Annotated in this window: 18 protein-coding genes and 1 riboswitch; of the genes, 8 read left to right on the forward strand and 10 right to left on the reverse strand. The window is 72.7% G+C overall.

The window, feature by feature from the left end; translation table 11 throughout:
- Window positions 1-14: 14 nt before the first annotated feature.
- Window positions 15-413 (reverse strand): DUF3775 domain-containing protein, encoded by a 399-nt coding sequence (locus LOK46_RS04490; protein WP_273562676.1) that lies wholly within the window; start codon window positions 411-413, stop codon window positions 15-17.
- A 193-nt stretch (window positions 414-606) separates the two neighbouring features.
- Here LOK46_RS04490 and LOK46_RS04495 point away from each other — a divergent pair, with 193 nt between their 5' ends.
- Both LOK46_RS04495 and LOK46_RS04500 read left to right on the forward strand, forming a co-directional pair.
- The gene (locus LOK46_RS04495) at window positions 607-2,193 is read left to right on the forward strand and encodes a hypothetical protein (RefSeq protein ID WP_273562677.1); all 1,587 of its coding nucleotides are present in this window, start codon (window positions 607-609) and stop codon (window positions 2,191-2,193) included.
- A gap of 60 nt (window positions 2,194-2,253) precedes the next feature.
- Complete coding sequence (locus tag LOK46_RS04500; RefSeq protein ID WP_273562678.1) at window positions 2,254-3,576, forward strand: HlyC/CorC family transporter; 1,323 nt, start codon at window positions 2,254-2,256, stop codon at window positions 3,574-3,576.
- 205 nt (window positions 3,577-3,781) lie between these two features.
- Here LOK46_RS04500 and LOK46_RS04505 read toward each other — a convergent pair whose 3' ends face one another.
- Window positions 3,782-5,170 carry an aminotransferase gene (locus LOK46_RS04505; protein WP_273562679.1) on the reverse strand — a complete coding sequence of 463 codons (1,389 nt, stop codon included), beginning with the start codon at window positions 5,168-5,170 and terminating at the stop codon, window positions 3,782-3,784.
- 147 nt (window positions 5,171-5,317) lie between these two features.
- On the opposite strand from LOK46_RS04505, the gene LOK46_RS04510 reads away from it, so the two are divergent.
- Both LOK46_RS04510 and LOK46_RS04515 read left to right on the forward strand, forming a co-directional pair.
- Window positions 5,318-5,851, forward strand: coding sequence for a hypothetical protein (locus LOK46_RS04510; RefSeq protein ID WP_273562680.1), 534 nt, complete (start codon window positions 5,318-5,320; stop codon window positions 5,849-5,851).
- A 210-nt stretch (window positions 5,852-6,061) separates the two neighbouring features.
- On the forward strand, window positions 6,062-6,547 hold the full coding sequence (locus LOK46_RS04515; protein ID WP_273562681.1) for a glutathione peroxidase: 486 nt from the start codon (window positions 6,062-6,064) through the stop codon (window positions 6,545-6,547).
- 12 nt (window positions 6,548-6,559) lie between these two features.
- On the opposite strand, the gene LOK46_RS04520 is transcribed toward LOK46_RS04515, so the two are convergent.
- The 4 genes from LOK46_RS04520 to LOK46_RS04535 all read right to left on the reverse strand — a co-directional run bounded on the left by LOK46_RS04520 (window position 6,560) and on the right by LOK46_RS04535 (window position 8,973).
- Window positions 6,560-6,880 (reverse strand): hypothetical protein, encoded by a 321-nt coding sequence (locus LOK46_RS04520; protein ID WP_273562682.1) that lies wholly within the window; start codon window positions 6,878-6,880, stop codon window positions 6,560-6,562.
- A gap of 132 nt (window positions 6,881-7,012) precedes the next feature.
- Window positions 7,013-7,810, reverse strand: coding sequence for an ATP12 family chaperone protein (locus tag LOK46_RS04525; protein WP_273562683.1), 798 nt, complete (start codon window positions 7,808-7,810; stop codon window positions 7,013-7,015).
- 46 nt (window positions 7,811-7,856) lie between these two features.
- Window positions 7,857-8,522: an HAD-IA family hydrolase gene (locus LOK46_RS04530; protein ID WP_273562684.1), complete on the reverse strand. Its 666-nt coding sequence runs from the start codon at window positions 8,520-8,522 to the stop codon at window positions 7,857-7,859.
- Between the two features lie 70 nt (window positions 8,523-8,592).
- The gene (locus tag LOK46_RS04535) at window positions 8,593-8,973 is read right to left on the reverse strand and encodes a hypothetical protein (RefSeq protein WP_273562685.1); all 381 of its coding nucleotides are present in this window, start codon (window positions 8,971-8,973) and stop codon (window positions 8,593-8,595) included.
- A 200-nt stretch (window positions 8,974-9,173) separates the two neighbouring features.
- On the opposite strand from LOK46_RS04535, the gene LOK46_RS04540 reads away from it, so the two are divergent.
- Window positions 9,174-9,887: an alpha/beta fold hydrolase gene (locus LOK46_RS04540; RefSeq protein WP_273562686.1), complete on the forward strand. Its 714-nt coding sequence runs from the start codon at window positions 9,174-9,176 to the stop codon at window positions 9,885-9,887.
- Here LOK46_RS04540 and LOK46_RS04545 read toward each other — a convergent pair.
- Complete coding sequence (locus LOK46_RS04545; RefSeq protein ID WP_273562687.1) at window positions 9,854-11,272, reverse strand: RluA family pseudouridine synthase; 1,419 nt, start codon at window positions 11,270-11,272, stop codon at window positions 9,854-9,856. The two genes, LOK46_RS04540 and LOK46_RS04545, sit on opposite strands and share 34 nt — an antisense overlap.
- Before the next feature lie 142 nt (window positions 11,273-11,414).
- Complete coding sequence (locus LOK46_RS04550) at window positions 11,415-11,849, reverse strand: NUDIX hydrolase (protein WP_443192863.1); 435 nt, start codon at window positions 11,847-11,849, stop codon at window positions 11,415-11,417.
- Window positions 11,850-11,986: 137 nt separating this feature from the next.
- Window positions 11,987-12,179: riboswitch (cobalamin riboswitch) on the forward strand.
- A gap of 285 nt (window positions 12,180-12,464) precedes the next feature.
- On the opposite strand from LOK46_RS04550, the gene LOK46_RS04555 reads away from it, so the two are divergent.
- Entirely contained in the window at window positions 12,465-14,648 is a 2,184-nt protein-coding gene (locus LOK46_RS04555; RefSeq protein ID WP_273562689.1) for a TonB-dependent receptor, read from the forward strand.
- Window positions 14,642-16,114 (forward strand): PepSY domain-containing protein, encoded by a 1,473-nt coding sequence (locus tag LOK46_RS04560; protein ID WP_273562690.1) that lies wholly within the window; start codon window positions 14,642-14,644, stop codon window positions 16,112-16,114. Before LOK46_RS04555 ends, LOK46_RS04560 begins: the two co-directional genes overlap by 7 nt.
- Window positions 16,115-16,126: 12 nt before the next feature.
- Here the strand turns inward: LOK46_RS04560 and LOK46_RS04565 are convergent, their stop codons facing one another.
- Complete coding sequence (locus LOK46_RS04565) at window positions 16,127-18,271, reverse strand: TonB-dependent receptor (RefSeq protein WP_273562691.1); 2,145 nt, start codon at window positions 18,269-18,271, stop codon at window positions 16,127-16,129.
- Window positions 18,272-18,456: 185 nt separating this feature from the next.
- Here LOK46_RS04565 and zigA point away from each other — a divergent pair, with 185 nt between their 5' ends.
- Window positions 18,457-19,677: a zinc metallochaperone GTPase ZigA gene (gene zigA, locus LOK46_RS04570; RefSeq protein WP_273562692.1), complete on the forward strand. Its 1,221-nt coding sequence runs from the start codon at window positions 18,457-18,459 to the stop codon at window positions 19,675-19,677.
- 9 nt (window positions 19,678-19,686) lie between these two features.
- Here zigA and LOK46_RS04575 read toward each other — a convergent pair whose 3' ends face one another.
- Entirely contained in the window at window positions 19,687-20,313 is a 627-nt protein-coding gene (locus LOK46_RS04575; RefSeq protein WP_443192864.1) for a MarR family winged helix-turn-helix transcriptional regulator, read from the reverse strand.
- Between the last annotated feature and the right edge of the window lie 54 nt (window positions 20,314-20,367).

A 20,367-nucleotide genomic window follows, 5' to 3' on the forward strand; every position in this document is an offset into this window, starting at 1 on the left:
CCGCCGTTGGGCGCTCAGGCCTGCGGCAGTTCGGGGCTGAGCCCCATCGCGTCGAGGCCTTCCTCCAGGAGATCGCCGGCGTCGGGGCTGCCGAGCAGTTCCCGCACGGCGCCCTCGCCGGCGGCCTCGCGCTCGCGGGCGAAGCGCACCGCCTCGCTCCACTCCTCCGGTTCCATATCGCCGCGTCCGACGTAGAGGAGGGCGAGCAGCTCGGCCCGGGAATCGTCGTCGAGCCCGGCGATCACGCCCCGGACCTCGGATTCCGTCGCGTCGTCGGTGCCGGAGATCAGGACGTCGGTGGCGCCGTCGTCGATGGGGTTCGAGCCCGAATCCGGGTCGGTGTTGCCCTCCTTCACCTCGATGGCGCGCAGCCGCATGACGATGTCGGTGACGGTTTCGACGGCGATATCCATGCGCTGATCTCCGGACGATGACGGGGTCGGGCAAGCGGGGCCCTCAAGCCGCGACAACGGGCGAGCGGGCGCCGGGTTCGCCCCCATCCCCATCGAAGGCGGCTTGCGTGGTCCGCGCCACTTTCCGGCTCAGCAACCCTGGGATAGAGGCTGCGGAACTATTCCGACACCCGGATCGACATCGGCGATAGACGTGATTTTAGTAAAGACCCCCAAGACGTCGCCTGCCGATACCGTCATTCCCCTTGCACGCGGCGCCGAGGCCCGGCGGCGCTCGCGCGGGCGCCGCCGGGCGCTCGCGGCCCTCGCGGCTTTCTCGGCTCTGGCCGGATCCGCGCTGGTCGGGACGCGATCCGCCGAGGCCCGGCCCGCGAGCTACGAGGGCAGCGCGCCGAGCTGCTTCCTGACCGGCGGCGGCGCGCTCGAGATCTGCCGCGAGGGCTCGGAGGCCGAGGGCGTCCTGATCGCGCCGGCCCCGTGCGCCTTCGTGCGCGGCGTGCAGATCCTGCGGCTCGCCCGCTCCGAGGCGCCCGGCCCGCTCCAGGCCGTGTTCCAGGGTCAGACTCCGGCGGCGTCCCGCCGGGACGAGCCCTGCCCGGAGCGCCGAGCCACGGACAGCCGCGACGGCGGCGCCCTGCGCACCGGTCGCACCTTCGAGGCCCTGGTCACGACGCTGCCGCCCTCGGCCGACCGGTTCTGGGTCGACCTGCCGGAGGAGCGCGCCCGGACGCGCGGCTGGTCCGAACCGACGCCGTCCGCCGAGGGCATCGGCCCGCGCGACCCGATCGCCGTGACGGGCCGGACCTGGGCCGGCGAGGCCTACAGCTACGTCTTCCTGCTCGGGCAGGAGCGCGTCGGCGTCACGGGCGGCGACGCGGCCGAGGCCGGGCGCCGCGGCCGGCGTCGGCGGGCGGAGCGGGACGAGCCCGCGACGGGTCCGGCCGACGTCCGGCGCCGCGTCCAGATCGAGGCGCGCACCCTCGACTTCCAGACCTTCGAGATCCGGACCCGGACCGCCGACGGCTACGGACTGGCCTGGACGCCGTTCGAGGCCGGCGCGGGCCGCGGGCGGCGCAGCGACCCGCCCGTCCCCGCCGCGGTGGTCGACGAGGCGGGCAAGCCGGTCACGTCGGCCTGCACGGCGCCGGCCTTCGAGACCCACGGACTCGCCGGCTCGATCAGCGTCGTCGACCGCACCTATCACTACGTCTACACCGACGTGCTGCCCGAGGATTGCGGTCTCGCCCCGGAGAAGCGCCGCACCGGGCTGTTCCTGCGCACCGCCCAGGACCTTTCGGGACCGAAGGTCTGGTCGACGGCGCGCAAGCTCGCCGGGCCGCTGCCGCCCGGAACCCTCGTGCGGGTGGCCCGGGCCAAGGGCATGCAGCGCTGGGCGGTCTCCTACACGTGCCAGCGTCCGGCCAACGCCCCGGGCGGCCCGGTGGCGGATATCTGCCTCCAGTACACCGCCGACCTGAACCTCGACGGGATCGGCGCCCTCAAGCTCTACGCCGATCCGGTGGAGGCGGGCCGGTCCGCCGCCTACCTCGGGCTGCGCTCGGGGGGCGACGGCAGCGGCCGGTACGACCGGAGCGCGCATTTCTGGATGACCGACGCGGAGGGCAACCTCGACACGCCGGGGATCTACCCGAACAAGGCGGGCTTCCTGACCTGGCTCGACCGGCTGGCCCCGGCCGCCTCCGGGCGCGACACGTCGAGCCTGTACGGGCGGCCCGTCTACTGGGCGACGTGGACGGTGCGCCCGATCGGCGCGCAATAAGTCGCAGGAGGCGCTATATGGGCGGCCGACAAGCCGCTCGAGGCGTGCCTGACGGACCCGATGGAAACCCATATCGACCTGTGGTTCGCCGCGAGCATCGTGGCGATCTCGTTGCTGCTCTCGGCCTTCTTCGCGGGCGCGGAGACCGCCTTCACGGCCGCCTCGCGGGCCCGGATGCACGCCCTCGAGCAGGCGGGCGACCCGCGCGCCGCGATCGTCAACCGCATCCTGGCGATCCGCGAGCGCTTCATCGGCGCGATGCTGATCGGCTACAACATCGTGGCGATCGGCGCCTCGGCCTTCACCACCAGCGTGCTCACCGCGCTGTTCGGCAAGAGCGGCGTCATCTACGCGACGGTCGGCATGTCGGTGCTGGTCATCGTCTTCGCCGAGGTGCTGCCGAAGACGCTGGCGATCTCGAAGCCTGACCGGGCCGCGCTGCTCACCGCCCGCCCGGTGGCCTTCGCGGTGGCGCTGATGGGCCCGCTGGCCATCGCGATCGAGCACGTGGTGCGGCTGATGCTGAAGCCGTTCGGCGTCACCATCGGCGAGCACCAGTCGATCCTCACCGCCGCCGAGGAGCTGCGCGGGCAGGTGGCGCTGATGCACCGGGAGGGCGGCGTCGCCAAGGCCGAGCGGGACATGCTGGGCGGCCTCCTCGACCTGTCGGACCTGTCGGTCTCCGACGTGATGGTCCACCGCACGAAGATGCGGGCGATCGACGCGGACCAGCCCTCCGAGGACATCGTCCGGGCGGTGCTGTCCTCGCCCTACACCCGCATGCCGCTGTGGCGCGGCACGCCCGAGAACATCGTCGGCGTCCTCCACGCCAAGGACCTGCTGCGGGCGCTCGACGCCGCGGGCGGCGACGCCTCCGGCCTCAAGGTCGAGGCGCTGGCCCTGGAGACGTGGTTCGTGCCGGGCACGACGTCGCTGCGCGCCCAGCTCAAGGCCTTCCTGACCAAGAAGACCCACTTCGCCCTGGTGGTCGACGAGTACGGCGAGGTGATGGGGCTCGTGACCCTGGAGGACATCCTGGAGGAGATCGTCGGCGACATCGCCGACGAGCACGACGTCACCGTCTCGGGCGTGCGCCCGCAGGGGGACGGGTCGGTGAACGTCGACGGCGGCGTGCCGATCCGCGACCTGAACCGGGCCATGGACTGGAACCTGCCCGACGAGGAGGCGACCACGATCGCCGGCCTCGTCATCCACGAGGCCCGGACCATCCCGGACCAGGGGACGGCCTTCAACTTCCACGGCTTCCGCTTCCAGGTGCTCCGGAAGGCCAAGAACCGCATCACCACGCTGCGCATCACGCCGCTGACCGCGGCGGGGATCCAGGCCGCCGCGCTGCCGGACGCGCAGCGCGACGCGGTGTGACGGCGGCCCTCTCCGCGGCCGGCTTCTCGATGCGCGTTCCCACACCGGACGCCGTCAGTCCGGGGCCGCGAAGCGGGGCCCGGAATCCGGAGCCGTCGACGGGCCTAGGTCTGCAGCGACGGTGCTCCGCGAGTCAGGGTCCGCCTGCGGCGCCCCGGACTGGCGGCGTTGGCCTCCCCACTCTCCGAGGCCCGCGGCAGGCCACTTACGCCGGCATCGCCTCCAGACCCTCGGCGCGGATCCAGTCGCGGGTGCGGTCCAGCGCGCGGCCGAGCCGGTCGAACAGCGCGTCGATCTCGTCCGGCGCGATGATGAGCGGCGGGCAGACGGCGACCCGGTCCCCCGCGAGCGCGCGCACGATCAGCCCCTCGCCCTGCGCGAAGGCGACGCAGCGGGCCGCGACCCCCTTCTTCGGGTCGTACTGCCGCTTCGTGGCCTTGTCGGCGACGATCTCCAGGCCGCCGATCAGCCCGAGCCCGCCGGCCTCGCCCACGATGTCGTGCCCGGCGAGGGCCGACAGGCGGCGCTGGAACTGCGGCGCCTTCTCGGCCGCCCCCTCGATCACCCGGTCGCGGCGGTAGATCTCGATCGCCTTCAGCGCCACCGCGGCGGCCACCGGGTGCCCGGAATAGGTGGTGCCGTGGCCGAACGTGCCGATCTTCTCGCTCTGGCCGATCAGCGCCTCGTAGAGCGGCTCGTCGATGCTCACGCCGCCGAGCGGCATGTAGGCCGAGGTCAGGGCCTTCGCGAAGGAGATCGAATCGGGCCGGGCCCCCAGCGCCTCGCTGCCGAACCACGTGCCGAGCCGGCCGAAGCCGCAGATCACCTCGTCGGCGATGAACCGGACGTCGTACTTCGCCAGCACCGCCTGGATCGCCGCGAAGTAGCCCCGCGGCGGCACGATCGCGCCGCCTGCGCCCATCACCGGCTCGGCGATGAAGGCCGCGACCGTGTCGGGGCCCTCGCGCAGGATCGTCTCCTCCAGCTCGGCGGCGAGGCGCGCCGAGTAGGCCTCCTCGCTCTCGCCCGGCTCGGCGCCCCGGTAGTGGTGCGCGGGCGAGACGTGCAGGAAGCCCGGCAGCGGCAGGTCCCAGTCGGCGTGGTTCGCCGCGAGCCCGGTCATCGAGGCGCTCGCGACCGTGACGCCGTGATAGCCCTTCTGGCGGGCGATGATCTTCTTCTTCTGCGGCCGGCCCAGCGCGTTGTTGTAGTACCAGGTCAGCTTGACCTGCGTGTCGTTGGCCTCCGACCCCGAGGAGGTGAAGAAGATCTTCGAGGTCGGGACCGGCATCAGCTCCTTGAGCGTCTCGGCGAGCTCGATGCCCGGATCGTGGCTGCGGCCGGAGAACAGGTGCGTGAAGGGCAGGCGCGCCATCTGCGCCCGGGCCGCCTCCACGAGCTCCGCGTTCGAGTAGCCGAGGGCCGTGCACCACAGGCCGGACATGCCCTCGATGTAGGAGCGCCCCTCGGTGTCGTAGACGTGCACACCCTCGCCGCGCTCCAGGACCAGCGGGCCGGTCTGTCGGTGCGTCGACAGGTTGGTGTAGGGATGAAGGACGGTTTCGACGTCGCGGGTCGCGAGGTTCGAGAGCATGGTTCGCAAGGTCCTCGTGCGCGGGTGACCGTCGCCACACTACCGACCCGATGCCCCGGCAGGTAGCCCGGAGGATCCGCGGCCGGCCGTTGCCGGACGCATGCCGTCAGCACCGCCCCCAGAACCGTCCCTCGCCGCGCCCGACCGATGCTCAACCCGGAAGCCTACGTCGCACAACCCGCCCCCGGCCGCGCCTGCGGCGCCTGCACGCTGTGCTGCAAGGTCTACGACGTGCCCGCGGTCGAGAGCGTCGCGGGCACGTGGTGCCGCCACACCAGGGCCGGCCAGGGCTGCGCCATCCACGCCACTCGCCCGGACCATTGCCGGGCGTTCCACTGCCTCTGGATGACGGAGGGCTGGCTCGGCCCGGAATGGAAGCCGGATCGCGCCAAGATGGTGCTGAGCCTCGATCCGCTCACCCGCAACATGAACGTGCAGGTCGATCCCGGGCAGGCGGGCGCGTGGCGGCGCGAGCCCTATTACGGCCAGCTCAAGCGCTGGGCCGCGGCCTCGGTGCCCCTGCGGCGGCACGTGCTGGTCCACGTCAACAAGAGCACCACCGTCATCCTGCCGGACCGCGACGTCAGCCTCGGGATCGTCGGCGCCGACGAGCGCATCGTCACCACCGACCGCATGACGCCCCAGGGCCCGAGCTTCGACGTCCGGAAAGTGCCGGCCTGAACCGGGCGACGGCCGAGCGGCTGGGCCCGCGAAGCGCGGCCGGCTCAGCGCTCGGCGCCGGACTGCCTCTGCATCACCGGCGATCCGACCACCTGGGCCGTCATCGGGCCTGAGAGCCTCGGCCGGGATCCCGGCGCCGCGCCGCGGGCCGACGCCATGTCGCGACGCGCGAGCCTTGCGGATCCGGCCGGTTTGCCCGAGTGATCGGGCATGACGACCGTTCACGATTTCAGCGTCTCCGCGGCCGACGGAACGCCGTACCCGCTCGCGCAGCATCGCGGTCAGGTGCTGCTCATCGTGAACACGGCTTCCCGCTGCGGCTTCACCCCGCAATACGAGGGGCTCGAGGCGCTCTGGCGCCGGCACCGGGACGCGGGCCTGGCGGTCCTGGGCTTCCCCTGCAACCAGTTCGGCGCGCAGGAGCCGGGCGACGCTGCCGAGATCGCGAGCTTCTGCACGCTGCGCTACGACGTGAGCTTCCCGGTGCTCGGCAAGGTCGCGGTGAACGGGGCCGGAGCCGACCCGCTCTTCGCCCATCTCACCCGGGCCCGCGCCGGGCTGTTCGGCACGCGGGCGGTGAAGTGGAACTTCACTAAATTCCTGGTGGGACGCGACGGCCGGGTCATCGCCCGCTTCGCCCCCGGGACGAAGCCCGCGGCCCTGGAGGCAGAGATCCAGGCGGCCCTGGCCGCCTGAGCCGCGCCGGCGTCAGACGGCGTCGAGATCCGCGGCCTCGGCCGAGGGGATGCGGCGCGCGTCGACCCGTTCGCGCGCGCGCAGCACCGTCCGCAGAGGCGCGATCGGGAACGGACGCACCGACTCGCGCAGGATCCCCGCCAGGAACCGGATCTCGGCGATCTTGCGCAAGGTCAAGTCGGGCGCACCGGCGCCCTGAGCTCGGCGCTCCAGGTCCGAGAGGGCGTCGAAGAGCGCGCATCGCGCGTCGAGATCCCGCGAAGACTGCTTCGACGCGATCAGATTAGCCAATTCGCCTTCAAAATTGCATCGGACAGGCTGATCGGCACGCATCGTCGACTCGAACACAGTGTGCGTCGACCCTAAAACAGTGTTCGCGCTTTGTCAGCCTCGGACGCGGCGTGAGCGCCGCGAATGCGGGCTTGTTGCGCAATTGCATCTGCGCGACCGCCCCGGACCGTGGGCTCAGGCTCGGTCGCTGGCCCCCACGAACGCGGCGGCCGCCTCGAATTCCGTCCGGCGCGCCTCGAGGCGCGCCTCCGCCTCGGCATCGCGCCCCCAGACGGCGGCCTGGTAGGTCTCGTCGACGTGGGCCGCCTCCCAGGCCTCCGCCGGGGTCAGACGACCCTCGAGGACCGCCAGGGCGATCAGCAGGGAGCCGGTCAGCGTCGTCAGCGTGTGCAGGCCCACCAGCTGGAACGGGTCCGTCACCGCGTTCACCGCCGCGGAGAGGGCCCGGATCGTGTCGTCCGGCTGCGCGACGTGCATGACGCCCTCGCTCAGGATCACGCGCGCGCCGAACGCGTCCCGTGCCCAGGCGAGGATGGGATCCCAGGCCTCCGCCTGGGCCGCCACGAGGCGCTCCGGGTCGCCGGCGCGGTAGGCCACGAGATCGGTGCCCGCGTAGGCGCAGAGATCGGCGGCGACCTCGGCCAGGCGGGGCGTGACGCCGTCGATCGCCGTGTTGGCGAGCCGGGTCAGGGGCATCCGCGCGGGATCGATCGCGGTGTCCTGGGCGCCCCATTCCGCCGCGACACGTTCGGCCAGGGCCCGGTCGGGGAGGCGCAGCGGGTTGCGGGCCGGCGTGTTGGCCGGACGCCCGTCCAGGGTCAGCCGGAATCCATCGGCATCCTCGGAGAAGTCGGCTTCCTTGTAGAACCGCCGGGGCAGGGCCGGCTTGGCGTGGCCGCGGGCTGCCCGGACCGGATCCGGCTTGTCACCGTCGCTCGGCTGCCCGAGCCAGTCTGTCGTCTGATCGCTCATGGAGGCGAGATAGGCGCTTCCGGCCCCGCGCGCGAGCCTCCCGCGCTCAGGCGTCCGTCGCGAGCCCCTCCAGGAGCAGCGCCTCCAGCGCCGCGGCACTCGGGACCACCGTCACGGCCCCGGCGCCGTAGAGCGCGTCCGGAGGATGGTAGCCCCAGGCGACGCCGATCGCGGTGGCACCGGCCGCCACGCCCATGGCGACGTCGAAGGTGGTGTCGCCGACCATCACGGTGGCCTCGGGCTCGCAGCCGGCCTCGCGGATCGCCTGCTGCAGCATGGTCGGATCCGGCTTCGACGGCGCGTCGTCGGCGCTCTGGGTCGTGGCGAACCAGCCCGCCCAGCCGTGATGCGCGATCAGCCGGTCGACACCGCGCCGCGACTTCCCGGTGGCGAGGCCGATCAGCACGTCGGAGCGCGCGTGCAGCCGGGTCAGCAGGTCGGCCATGCCGGGGAACAGGGGCTCCTCGTGGGCGGGGTCGAGCCGCAGGCGGTTGTAGGCCTGCTTGTAGCTCTCCGAGAGTTCCGCGACCGGCCCGTCCTCGCCGACCAGGCGCCGGAACGCCTGCGGCAGCGACAGGCCGACCACCGACAGAGCCTCCCGTCGCCCGGGCGCCGGCAGGCCGTTCTCCGCGAACGCCACCTCCTGGGCCGCCACGATCAGGTGCTGACTGTCGACGAGGGTGCCGTCGACGTCGAAGACGATGAGCCTCATCGCGGCCGACGCGCCGCGAGCCGCGCCGCGAGCAGCCCCGACGGCGCGGGCGGGCGGATCCCGCTCTCCGTCACGGCTTCCGGCCCGGCTGTGCCGGCGCCGCCGCGGCGGGCTGCCCGCCGGGGACCCGGGTCCGCTCGTAGCCGAGCCGGCAGCGGATCAGGAAGCGCCGGCGCTTGCCGCCGCGCAATCCGCGCTGGTGCGAGGCGCGGTTGCACGCCGCGTAGGAGCGCCGCCGGCGCTCCGCGCGGGCACTGTTGGCCGTGCGCGGGGCGGCCTGCGCGGGCGCCGCGCCGGGTGCGGGCGCAGTGGCCGGATGCGGGGCCGCCGTCTCGGGCGGGTGGGTGCCGTTCGCCGTCGGCGCCGGCCTGGTCGTCTCGCCCGGTGCGGCATGCGCGATCGGCCCGGTGAGGCACAGGGCGGCGAGGCAGGCCAGCATCGCGAGCTTCATGTGTCAGGGTCTCGAACCGCCGGGAACAGGCCCCGCGGCGGATCGGCGGGGCGCGGGGCAGCATATGAGGCGGCGCGGCCGGTTGCCAAGGCATGCGTCGCGCGGGACGCCCGGATGGTACCCCGGTTTCACCGGGATGCCGCGGCGCGACAGGGCGCTCGCGGGAGGGTTAGTGCGGTGACAGGAAGGGTGATCCGGCGATGAACCTCGTGCTGCTGCCCGGCTTCATGACCGACACCGACCTCTGGTCGGACATCGTCGGACGCCTCGCCGAGGTCGGTCCGATCACGCACGGCGATCTCACGCGCGACGCCGCCATCGCCGACATGGCGCGCCGCGTCGCCGCGGAGGCGCCCGCGCTCTTCGGGCTCGTCGGCTTCTCCATGGGCGGCTACGTCGCCCGCGCGGTGGCGCGGCTGGAACCGGACCGTGTGGAGGCGCTCGTCCTCGTCGCGACCTCGTCGCGCGCCGACACGCCCGCCCAGGCGCGCCGGAAGGCCGCCGCAATCGCCCATATCCGCCAGCAGGGCTACCGGGGTCTCAGCCGCGCGGCGATCCTCCAGTCGGTGCACCCGGACCGGGCCGGCGACGGGGCCCTCCTGACCCGGATCCGGCAGATGGGCGACCGGCTCGGCGGGGAGGTCTTCCTGCGCCAGGCCAGGCGGGCGCGGGAATCAGACCGCGACCGCCTCGGCGCGATCGGCTGCCCGACCCTGGTCGTGGCGGCGGCTCAGGACGCCCTGCGGAGCCTCGACGAGGCAAGGGAACTCCGCGACGGCATCCCGGGCGCGACCCTGACGGTGATCGACGGGTCGGGACACATGCTGCCGTTCGAGGCCCCGGACGCCCTCGCCGACGCGATCGTGCCCTGGCTGCGGGCTCAGGCCTCCGGAGCCTCGACGATCGGGTCGTAGCGGGCGGCGTCGAAGCCCAGGAGGTTCCAGCTCTGGGCCATGTGCGGCGGGAGCGGCGCGCTCACGTCGATCGGCTTGCCGGTCCGCGGGTGCGGGATGACGATCCGCCGGGCGAGCAGGTGGAGGCGGTTCTGGATGCCGCCCGGCAGCTCCCAGTTCTCGACCGAGAAGTATTTCGGGTCGCCCACGATCGGGTGGCCGATATGGGCCGCGTGGGCGCGCAGCTGGTGCGTGCGGCCGGTGACCGGCTTGAACGACAGCCAGGACAGCTTCTGGGCGGCCTGATCGACCATCGCGTAGTAGGTCAGCGCGTGGCTCGCGCCCTCGTCGCCGTGCTTGGCGACGCGCATCCGCGCGTCGGCGTCGGTGGGCTCCTCCTTGGCGAGGTAGGTCGAGACGCGTCCCTGCCGGACCCGCGGCACGCCCGCGGTGAGCGCCCAGTAGATCTTCCGCGCCGCCCGGGACCGGAAGCTCTTGGCCAGCGTCGCGGCGGCGAGCCGGGTCTTGGCGATGATCAGGCACCCGGCCGTGTCCTTGTCCAGCCGGTGAACGAGGCGCGGCTTCTGGCCGTCCGGACCCGTGAGGGCGGCGAGCAGGCCGTCCACGTGCCGGACCGTCCCCGAACCGCCCTGGACCGCGAGGCCGAAGGGCTTGTTGAGGATCATCATGTCGGCATCCTCGTAGAGGATCAGCGACCGGATGAAGGCGGCGTCGTCCTGCTCGCGGGCGGCGCTGCGCGGCCGCTCGGTGGGCTGGTCGAGGCGCAGCGGCGGCACGCGCACGCTCATGCCCGGCTCCAGCCGGTCGTTCGGCTTGGCGCGCTTGCCGTCGACCCGCAACTCGCCCTTGCGGACGATGGTCTGCACGCGGGTGAAGGGCAGGAGCGGGAAGCGGGCGGTGAGGAAGCGGTCGATCCGCATCCCGGCCTCGTCCGGCTCGACGGTCAGGGTCTGCACGCCGGAGGCGAGGGTCGCGGAGGCGGCAGCGCGCTGCTCGCGCCGGGTCGGACCCGGCGCGGGGGCAGAAGCGGGGGCAGGGGCGGTGGCGAGGACCGGGGAGGGGGCCGCCGAGCGCCTGGCCGGCGGCCGGCTGCCGGGCTTGCCCGCCGCGGCATCGCGCGGTGCGGCGGCGTCGCGGCGCGGCTTCGGCGGCCGGGCCGGCGCCGGGGCCGCAGCGGCCTGCGCACCCCAGGGATCGCGGGTGCCGGCATCCTCGCCGCGGTTGCGGGCCGCGCGCTCGGCGGCGTCGCGGGCGCTGGTGCGCGGGCCCGTGCGGGCGCGGCCGTCGGCCTGGGCCTTGCCGCCCCTGAACTTGCTGGTGCTGAACTTGCCGGCCTGAGGCTTGCGCCCCTTCGGCCCGCCACTTTTGGGAGGTCGTGTCGTCATGCTTCCGCCGGCACCCGTCTTCGCGTCGGACGGAGCGTCCGGGCGCGTGGGCCGCGGCGTCGCGGACGTCCGGACCGATGGGATTGCCCGGCTGTAGCATCGCCCGCGCCGAGCGGCAAAGGCGGTGGACCGGCTCGGTCCGTCAGGGCTCCGCACCCCACGCGTCGCGGAGCGGGGCCTTCAGGCCGGCGGGGAAGAGATCCGGACCGCCCGGCACGTCGAGCCCGTCCAGATCGCACCACCGCGCCACGCAAGCGGTGCCGGAATCCTCGTGGAAGACGAAGCGCTCCTGCCCGTCGAACCGCCCCGGCGGCAGGGCGACGGGGAACAGGAACAGCACCTCGTGACCGACCTGCCCCTCATGCGTGAAGATGTTCTCCATGACGCGGGGGCCGCCGAGCACCGAGACGGTGACACCGAGCTCCTCCCGGAACTCCCGGATCAGGGCGTCCTCGACCCGCTCGCCGAACGCGACGCTGCCGCCGAGGGGCCGGACGCCTTTCAGCCGCCCGTCATCCGCGCGGACCTCCGCCACGAGCAGGCTGTTGCCGCGCCGGGGCAGACCCAGCGCCTTCACGCGAATCTCCGCAGGGGGCCGCCAGACCGTCATCCCGCACGGGCTAGCCCGCCGTCGGTGAGGCCGCAACGGGCCGACGTGCCGCGCGCCGATCCACGGCAACAACCGGACATACGGTTGACGCCCGGGCACGCTGCGGCCAAGCTGTGCGCGACGGTTCCCCTCGGGGATCAAAAGGGAACGCGATGAGGGGCTCGCCCCGAAGCCGCGGCTGCCCCCGCAACTGTAAGCGGCGAGCCCTTCACCACCACGTCACTGGGTCACCCCGGGAAGACGGTGCGAGGGCGGCGACCCGCGAGCCAGGAGACCTGCCGTCAGCCGTGGTCACACGCGAAACGCGCCGGGCGGGGTGTCCTGGCGGGTGTCGAGGCGCCGCCAGTCCCGAGGGGAGGCGGTCGCCGAGGCCTCGTTCGCGGTGACGTGCCACAGCAAGCGCGCCCGCGACGCCGTTCCCCATGCCCGTCTCCGCCGTCCCGAACCACTCGAGCCCTGTCGCAGGACGCCGTCGCGCGCCCGCGCAGGCAGAGGCTGCCGGACAGCGGTCGCATTGTAATGTTATTACAATGCTTGTACGACGCGGGGGCCGGCGCGCGCCGTGCACGGACCGCTTCTCCCATGTCTCCATCGACCTATCGCTCCTGCCTCGGCGGGCGGGCCCCGCTCTGCGGCGTTCTCCTCGCGCTCCTCGCCAGTCCGACCGCCGCCCAGGACGCGGTCACCCTGGACGAACTGTCCGTCGCCGGCGCGGGCGGTGACCCGGGCCGCCTCCCGCCGAACGGCCTCAACCTGCGCACGCCCGACCGGACCGCGAGCCGCCTCGGCCTGACGCCGCTGGAGACGCCGGCCAGCCTCGACATCGTGTCGGGCGAGACCGCGCGGCTCCGCGGCCAGGACACGATCGCCGAGGCCGTGACCCAGGACGCGACCGGCATCACCACCATCGCGGCGCCCGGCAACGGCAACGGCGCGTTCACGTCCCGCGGCTTTGCCGGCCCGAACTCGATCCAGCAACTCTACGACGGCACGCGCTTCTACGTCGGCGCCAATACCGTGACCTTCCCGTTCGACACGTGGAACGTCGAGCGGATCGAGGTGCTGCGCGGGCCGTCCTCGGTGCTGTACGGCGACGGCGCCATCGGCGGCGTCATCAACGTGGTGCCCAAGAAGCCGGTCTTCGTGCCGATCAACGCCGCCCGCGCGGTCATCGGCACCGACGGGGTCGCGCGGCTCGCCCTCGATTCCGGCGGCCCGCTGGGCCAGGCGGAGTACGGCGACACCTTCGCGTACCGCCTCAACGTCAGCGGCAACCGCGCCGACGGCTGGATGCGGCCGGAGGGCGATTTCCGCAACCTCGCCGTCTCCGCAGCCCTGCTGTTCCGGCCGAGCGCCGACCTCGCCTTCACCCTGAGCCACGATCTCGGCTACCAGGAACCGGCCCGCTACTGGGGCACGCCGCTCGTCGAGGGACGCATCCCGGATCTCATCCGGTTCAACAACTACAACGTCCGCGACGCGAAGATCACCTGGGCCGACAACTGGACCCAGCTCAAGACCGAGTGGTCCCCCTCGGCCGACATCACGATCCGCAACACCGCCTACCGGCTCACCAGCCGGCGCCACTGGCTCGACGTCGAGCAGTACAGCTACAACCGCGGCACCGGGCTCGTGGACCGGGGCGACTACCTGGAGATCTACCACAGCCAGGAGCAGGTCGGAGACCGCCTCGACGCGACCTTCCGGGGCAGCCTGTTCGGGTTGCCGAACCAGTTCGTGGCCGGCTTCGACGTGAACCACATCGATTTCCGCCACACCAACAACTTCTACTTCGACCAGACCACGAGCGTCCCGCTCACCGGCTACGATCCGGGCCTGTTCCCGCAGAACGGGCGGGCCCGTCCGGCCTACGCCACGCAGACGAGCCAGGCCTCGGTCTTCGCCGAGGACCGGCTGATCCTGTCGGACAAGCTCTCGTTCCTCACCGGCGTGCGCCTCGACGTGCCGACGCTGAACCGCGAGGATCTGCAGACCGGATCGCGGTTCGAGAAGACCTACCGGGCGCTGGGCTACCGGTTCGGCCTCGTCTACAACCCGACGCCGGACAGCGCGCTCTACGCCCAGTACAGCTTCGCCACCGACCCGGTGAACAGCCTGATCACGCTGTCGCAGTCGCTGGCCGGCTTCAAGCTCGCGACCGGCGATCAGGTCGAGATCGGCGCCAAGGGGCTGGCCTTCGACGGCGCCCTGGAATGGACCGTGGCGGGCTACCGGATCGTCAAGGACAACCTGATCTCGGCGATCCCCGGCCAGCCGACGCTCTCGACGCAGGTCGGGAGCCAGTCCTCGCAGGGCTTCGAGCTGGCGCTGGGCTGGCGGTTCGCGCCGGGCTGGCGCCTCGACGGCAACCTTGCGCTCCTCCACGCGCAGTACGACCGGTTCGACCAGACGGTGGGCGGCGCCACGGTCTCGTATGCCGGCAACCAGCCGATCGACGTGCCCGAGCGCGTGGCCAACCTCTGGCTGACCTGGGACGTCGCCCGCGACTGGACCGCGCGGGTCGGGCTGCAGAACGTCGGGCAGGTCTACAGCGACTTCGGCAACACGGCGCGTCGCCCGGCCTACAACCTCGTCAACGTGGTCCTCGACCATCAGGTCACGGCGGAGTCGCGCCTGTCCCTGCGGGTCTACAACCTGTTCGACAAGGTCTACGCGATCTCGGGCAACGCCGTGAACGGGGTCGGCACCAACTGGCTGCTCGGGCGCCCGCGCTCGGTCGAGGTCGCCTACACGGTGACGTGGTGAGCCTGCCGCGCCGGCTCGGCAAGGCGGGACGGCGCTGGCTGCTCCTGTTCCACCGCTGGGCCGGAATCGCCGCGGGGCTGCTCTTCGCCCTGTGGATCGGTTCCGGGCTGGTGATGCTCTACGTGCCGTTCCCGGCGCTCACCGCGGCCGAGCGCCTGTCACGGCTCGGCCCGATCGCCTGGGACCAAATCATGGTCTCGCCGGATGACGCTCTCCGCGCCGGCGGCCTCGGCGGCGTGCCGGCCGCCTTCGGCCTGGAGATGCGGGGCGGGGAGGCCATCTACCGGATCGCCGACCGCGACGGCGGCCGGGCCACGGTCTCGGCGCGGACCGGCGCGCGCCTCGGGCCGGTGACGCCGGAAGACGCGCGGCGTCTCGCGGGGGAGGGGACGCTGGAGGCGCGCGTCGAGCCGGTCGAGCGCGACCAGTGGACCGTCACGGCCCGGTACGACCCGCTCCGCCCCTTCCTGAAGGTCGCCCTCGACGACCCGGCGGGGACCGAACTCTACGTCTCGCGGGTCACCGGCGAGATCGCCCTCGACACGACCCGGTCCGAGCGGGCCTGGAACTGGGTCGGCGCCGTGGCGCACTGGATCTACCTCACGCCGCTGCGCGCCCGGGCGGAGCTGTGGCGGACGGTCCTGCTGTGGCTGTCGGGCCTCGCCGCCCTGGGGGCGCTGAGCGGGCTGGCGATCGGGATCTGGCGCCTGCGCCTCCGGCGGCGCTACGCGGGCGGGGCCGTCACGCCCTATCGCGGGCTCGCCCGCTGGCACCACCTGTTCGGCCTCGCCGGCGGGATCGGACTCAGCACCTTCATCCTGAGCGGCTGGATCTCGATGAACCCGAACCGCTGGTTCGCGTCGACCGCGGCGCCCGACGCCATCCGCGCCGCCTATGCCGGACAGCCGCAGGGCCTCGGCCTCACCGCCGAGGCCCTGCGCGGCTTCGCGGGGCCCGGGACGCGAGCGCTGCGCTTCGCCGCGATCGGCGGAGCATGGTGGATCGTCGCCGACGGCCCGGCCGGCGTCCCGGCGCGCCGCGCGGATGACGGCGCGGCCCTCGATGCCGCCGCGATCGCGCGTGCCGCGGCCCCGACGCTGCCCGGCGGCGGGTTGCGGGCGGCGGAGCGCCTGAGCGCCTACGACCTGTACTGGTACCCGCACGGGTCCGATCCGCGGCCGCTCCCGGTGCTGCGCCTGCGGTTCGGCGACCCGGACGCCACCTGGCTCCACGTCGATCCCCGGGACGGAACCATCCTCCAGCGCCTGGACCGCTCCGGCCGGATCAACCGCTGGCTGTTCGACGCGGCGCACCGCCTCGATCTGCCCGGGCTCACAGGCAACCGCCCGCTCCACGACGCGGCCCAGTGGATCCTCAACCTCCTGGCGGCCGGGATCGCCGTGACGGGGATCGTCGCGGGCTGGCGCAGGCTGCGCCGCGGCCAGCCGGCTCCGAAACCTCGATGACCGACGCGGCCCTCAGAACCGCGCGGTCAGGAACAGCCGCACGTTCCGCCCCGGCAGCAGGATCTCGTCCTTCTTGAACGAGGTCGAGTTGCGGATGTCGTCGTTCAGGAGGTTGCGGCCCTGGACGCCGAGGGTGATCGCGCTCGCCCCGTAGACCGCGGGATCGACGGCCTTGGTGTAGCTCAGCTCGGCGCGCAGGTCGTCGTAGCCGGGGGTCGGCGTCTCGTACACGGCCGTGGCGTCGTGGCTGAAGGCGTGGAGCAGGTTCACCCGCGCGAACCACCCGTCGGCCCGCAGGTAGACGCCGCCGCCGAGCCGGTAGGGCGGGATGCGCGGCACGTTCGCGCCGTTGTCGAACTGGGCGCGGACGAAGTCGAACTGCGCCTCGACGCCGGCGAAGCCGTTGCCCACCGGCACGAGGTCGTACTGGCCGATGATCTCGGCGCCGTAGAAGGTCGCGTTCTGCTGCTGGTAGACGATCTGCCGGTTGTCGGTGCCGACGCCGCAGGACGCGAAATCGTCGTCGCAGGTCAGGCCCGTGTAGTTCCGGTAGATGAAGCCGGTGTAGCGCGTGAAGTAGCCGGTGGCGTCGAGGCGGAACGGCCCCTCGGCCCGCCGGATGCTGGCCTCGACGGTCCGGGCGCGCTCCTTCTTGAGATTCGGGTTGCCGATCTCGAAGGTCGCGGTGGCGTCGTGCGGGCCCTGCGAGAACAGCTCGTAGCCCGTGGGCCCGCGCTCGACGTAGGAGCCGGTGAGGCTCGCCACGAAGCCGTAGGGCAGGTCCTGCAGGGCGCCGATGCTGGCGCTCTTCGGGGCGAAGCGCCGGGTCCGCGCGTACTGGAACGGCTCCTGGCCGTCGACCGGCACGTAGTCGGAGGGGAACTGGGCCGCCGTGCTCGACAGCCGGTCGACCTCGTAGCGCCCGGCCGCCTGCAGCCGCGTGCCCGGACGCAGTTCCAGCTCCTCGAACAGGTAGACCGCGTTCGCGCGCGACTCCGTCTTCGGCAGGAACGATTCGAGCTGCGTGTTGATCACGCGCCGGTCCGACTGGAAGCCGAGCGCGCCGGTGAGCTTGCCGAACGGGGTGAAGACCGGGACGTGCTGGAGTTCCAGGCGCCCCTCGGCCTCGCGGTTCTTGAAGATCGCCTGGACGCCCTCGATCCCGTCGTCGCCGATCCCGACCTCGTTGTGACGGTAGACCGAGTAGCCCGCCCAGTAGCGGATCACCTCGAAGGGCCCGTCGAGCGGGCGGTACTCGCCCCGCGACAGGACTCGGTCCTGGTTCGGGGTCAGGCGGGTCCGGTCCTGCTCGGCGACGCCGCCGGGGATCGCGTAGACCGCGTCGTAGTGGCTGAAGGAGATGCCCACGAAGCCGCGGTCGCCGATCGCCGAGATGCCGACCGCGCCGCCCTGCGACTCGTTGTAGGAGTTGCGCTGGATCCCGCCGGGGATCGCGTAGCTGTCGTTCGCGGTCCTGAAGCCGTCGGCGTGGACCGCGATGCCGTCGCCGCCGGCATCCACCGTGGCGGCGCCGAGGCGGCCGTTATCCACGCTGGAGAAGCCGCTGGTGACTTGGCCCTGCACCCCGTTCGCCGGGATGAAGGTCGGCACCCGGTTGTTGTCGGCCGAGACGACGCCGCCGATGGCCCCCGAGCCGTAGCGCAGGGTCGCGGGGCCGCGGATCACCTCGATCCGGTCGGCGACCAGCGGGTTGACCGGCACGGCGTGGTCCTCGCCGAGGTCGGACACGCCGCCGTTGACGATGCCGTTCTCCTGGATCCGCACCCGGGCATTGTCGAGGCCGCGGATGATCGGCCGGGACGCTGCCCCCGGCGCGTAGGTCGTGCCCGAGATGCCCGGCCTGTCGAACAGGGCGTCACCCAGGGTCCGCGGCTGGTCGCGCGCGATCTGGTCCTGGGTCACCACCGTCACCGGTGAGAACGTGTTGGTCGCCACCGGCAGGACGCCGATCGGCACGGCGGCATCCGCCGCGACCGCGCCGCGCGACGGCTGGATCGGGCTCGGGCTGGTGACGCTGAGCTCGTCGAGGGCGACGGCCTGCTGCGCCCGCACGGCGGACGGTGTCAGGAGGCCGACGCAGACGGTCGAGGACAGGACCGTGCTGGCGAGGAAACCGAAGCGGCGCGAGGGAAGCATCGAGACTCACACAGTGTTATATCGTTTCATTGTTGCGGCGCGTCGCTTCGGTGCAAGCGTTAATCCCAAGCGCGCCGGACACCGCGGAGAAACGTTACATCGTTGCAACAGCGGCTTGGCCTGCGCTCCCGTCCAGCTCCTTGAAACAGGTTGACTTTGAAATGTTATAACATTTTGATCATGACATGACCCAGCACGACACCCGCCTTCCCGTCACCGTCCTGTCCGGCTTCCTCGGAGCCGGGAAGACGACCCTGCTCAATCACGTGCTCAACAACCGCGACGGCCGCCGCGTCGCGGTGATCGTCAACGACATGAGCGAGGTGAACATCGACGCCGACTTGGTCCGTGCGGGCGGGGCCGACCTGTCCCGGACCGACGAGACGCTGGTCGAGATGACCAACGGCTGCATTTGTTGCACCCTGCGCGACGATCTGCTCGCCGAGGTCCGGCGGCTGTCGGAGACGGGGCGGTTCGACTACCTGCTGATCGAGGGGACCGGCATCGCCGAGCCGCTGCCGGTCGCCTCGACCTTCTCGTTCCGCGACGAGGCCGGCCGCTCGCTCTCGGATCTCGCGCGGCTCGACACGATGGTCACGGTGGTCGACGCGGTGAACCTGCTCAAGGATTACGGCTCGGCCGCCTTCCTGCGCGAGCGCGGCGAGACCGCCGGCGCCGAGGACACGCGCACGCTCGTGGACCTGCTCGTGGAGCAGATCGAGTTCGCCGACGTGGTGGTGATCAACAAGGCGCACGACGTCTCCGCCGAGCACCTCGCGCTGGTCCGCTCCGTCGTGCGCGGCCTGAACGCCGATGCCCGGATCCTCGAGACCGATCACGGGCGCGCGCCGCTCGCCGCGATCCTCGACACCGGCCTGTTCGACGAGGAGAAGGCCCAGCAGCACCCGCTCTGGTTCAAGGAACTCTACGGCGCGCACGAGCACGTGCCGGAGACCGAGGAGTACGGCATCGCCTCCTTCGTCTACCGAGCTCGCCGGCCCTTCGACCCGGAGCGCTTCAACGCCTTCGTCAACGCCACGTGGCCGGGCCTGATCCGCGCGAAGGGCCACTTCTGGCTCGCGACCCGGCCGGACTGGGTCGGCGAGTTCTCCCTCGCGGGCGCCGTGGCCCGGGTCTCGGCTATGGGGTTCTGGTGGTCGGCCGTGCCGCGGCGGCGCTGGCCGGAGGCGCCCGAGTTCCAGGCGCGGCTCCAGGATGTCTGGAGCGAGGTCTGGGGCGACCGGCGCCAGGAACTGGTCTTCATCGGCGCCGGCATGGACGCGGCGGCGCTGACGGCGGCGCTGGACGCCTGCCTAATCGAGACCGGTGCGGACCGGGAGCCGTTCGATCCCGCACCCTATCGCGGCCTGCCGGACCCGTTCCCGGCGTGGCGCCGCGCGGCCTGAGGCCGGCGGTCAGGTCGCCAGCGCCTCGGCCTCGTCCTCGGCCTCGATCTCGGCATCCGCCTCGGTCGTCTGACCGGAGGCGCCGGCCGCCTCGGCGAGGCCGCGGGCCGCCTTCCGCAGGAGCTTCCGGAGGCGGCGGCGATCGGTCTTGTCGAGGTGGTCGAGCAGCTCGGCCTCGACCTCCTCCTGGATCCGCTCGATGGCCTCGGCCTTGGCCATGCCGGCCTCCGTGAGCTGGACCCGGACCACGCGGCCGTCGCCCGACTCGGCCCGGCGCTCGACGATGCCGAGGGCGGCGAGCCGCGTCACTGTCTTGGAGGCGGTGGGCGGCCGGACGCGCAGCAGCGCGGCGAGATCGCCCATCGTCATCGTGCCGGCCGCGGCCAGCGCCTGAACCACCTGCTCCTGGCCGGCGAACAGGCCGAGCTTGGCCAGGCGGTCGCCGGTCCGCGCCCGGTGCAGGCGCGCTGCCTGGACCAGGGCCCAGCCGACGCTGCGCACGCCGGGCGGCCTCAGCTTCTTGGACGGGAGGCCGAGCACGGCGGCGGCCCCGTCCTGATGATCGCGCTTCTGCTTGTCGCCCACCGGAGCGCCCGAATTAGAGCCGGCGGCCGCCGGACGATCCTGAATCTGCACCGTCCACCCCCATCAAGCGGCCGCCCAGGTCCCTGTGGCGCCGACCGGTGACGG

This window comes from Methylobacterium sp. NMS14P (assembly GCF_028583545.1).
In the GTDB taxonomy this organism is placed as follows: Bacteria; Pseudomonadota; Alphaproteobacteria; order Rhizobiales; family Beijerinckiaceae; genus Methylobacterium.